This is a genomic window from Kocuria oxytropis (assembly GCF_040981195.1).
In the GTDB taxonomy this organism is placed as follows: Bacteria; Actinomycetota; Actinomycetes; order Actinomycetales; family Micrococcaceae; genus Kocuria; species Kocuria oxytropis.
In genome coordinates, this window is sequence record NZ_JAVFXA010000050.1 from 1 (window position 1) to 1480 (window position 1480).

General features: G+C 49.4%; 1 rRNA gene. It reads left to right on the forward strand.

Annotated features, from left to right (window positions below):
• Nucleotides 1–244: 244 nt before the first annotated feature.
• A 16S ribosomal RNA gene (locus QYM41_RS17500) occupies nt 245–1480 on the forward strand; the annotation flags it as partial.

Consider the following 1480-nt stretch of genomic DNA (forward strand, 5'->3'; position numbering starts at 1 on the left):
TACCTGTTGACTTTTAAGAGATTAAGAGTAATATAGCCGACCTAGCTTGCTGGTGACGAACCAGTAAGAAGATCATTAAGAGAATTGAAGAACAACTTGTGTGGATTTTTACTGATTGATTAATCGAAATAATTTTCATTGATTGATTGGTTTAAATTACTCGAAGTTTATTTGAGCGAAATTTAAGTCAGTAATTGATGAGCCAGAATTGGCACCTTGTCTATAATAAGGTGCAAAATGATTTTAACTGAAGAGTTTGATCATGGCTCAGATTGAACGCTGGCGGCAGGCTTAACACATGCAAGTCGAGCGGGGGAAGGTAGCTTGCTACCGGACCTAGCGGCGGACGGGTGAGTAATGCTTAGGAATCTGCCTATTAGTGGGGGACAACATCTCGAAAGGGATGCTAATACCGCATACGTCCTACGGGAGAAAGCAGGGGATCTTCGGACCTTGCGCTAATAGATGAGCCTAAGTCGGATTAGCTAGTTGGTGGGGTAAAGGCCTACCAAGGCGACGATCTGTAGCGGGTCTGAGAGGATGATCCGCCACACTGGGACTGAGACACGGCCCAGACTCCTACGGGAGGCAGCAGTGGGGAATATTGGACAATGGGGGGAACCCTGATCCAGCCATGCCGCGTGTGTGAAGAAGGCCTTATGGTTGTAAAGCACTTTAAGCGAGGAGGAGGCTACTCTAGTTAATACCTAGGGATAGTGGACGTTACTCGCAGAATAAGCACCGGCTAACTCTGTGCCAGCAGCCGCGGTAATACAGAGGGTGCGAGCGTTAATCGGATTTACTGGGCGTAAAGCGTGCGTAGGCGGCTTATTAAGTCGGATGTGAAATCCCCGAGCTTAACTTGGGAATTGCATTCGATACTGGTGAGCTAGAGTATGGGAGAGGATGGTAGAATTCCAGGTGTAGCGGTGAAATGCGTAGAGATCTGGAGGAATACCGATGGCGAAGGCAGCCATCTGGCCTAATACTGACGCTGAGGTACGAAAGCATGGGGAGCAAACAGGATTAGATACCCTGGTAGTCCATGCCGTAAACGATGTCTACTAGCCGTTGGGGCCTTTGAGGCTTTAGTGGCGCAGCTAACGCGATAAGTAGACCGCCTGGGGAGTACGGTCGCAAGACTAAAACTCAAATGAATTGACGGGGGCCCGCACAAGCGGTGGAGCATGTGGTTTAATTCGATGCAACGCGAAGAACCTTACCTGGCCTTGACATACTAGAAACTTTCCAGAGATGGATTGGTGCCTTCGGGAATCTAGATACAGGTGCTGCATGGCTGTCGTCAGCTCGTGTCGTGAGATGTTGGGTTAAGTCCCGCAACGAGCGCAACCCTTTTCCTTACTTGCCAGCATTTCGGATGGGAACTTTAAGGATACTGCCAGTGACAAACTGGAGGAAGGCGGGGACGACGTCAAGTCATCATGGCCCTTACGGCCAGGGCTACACACGTGCTACAATG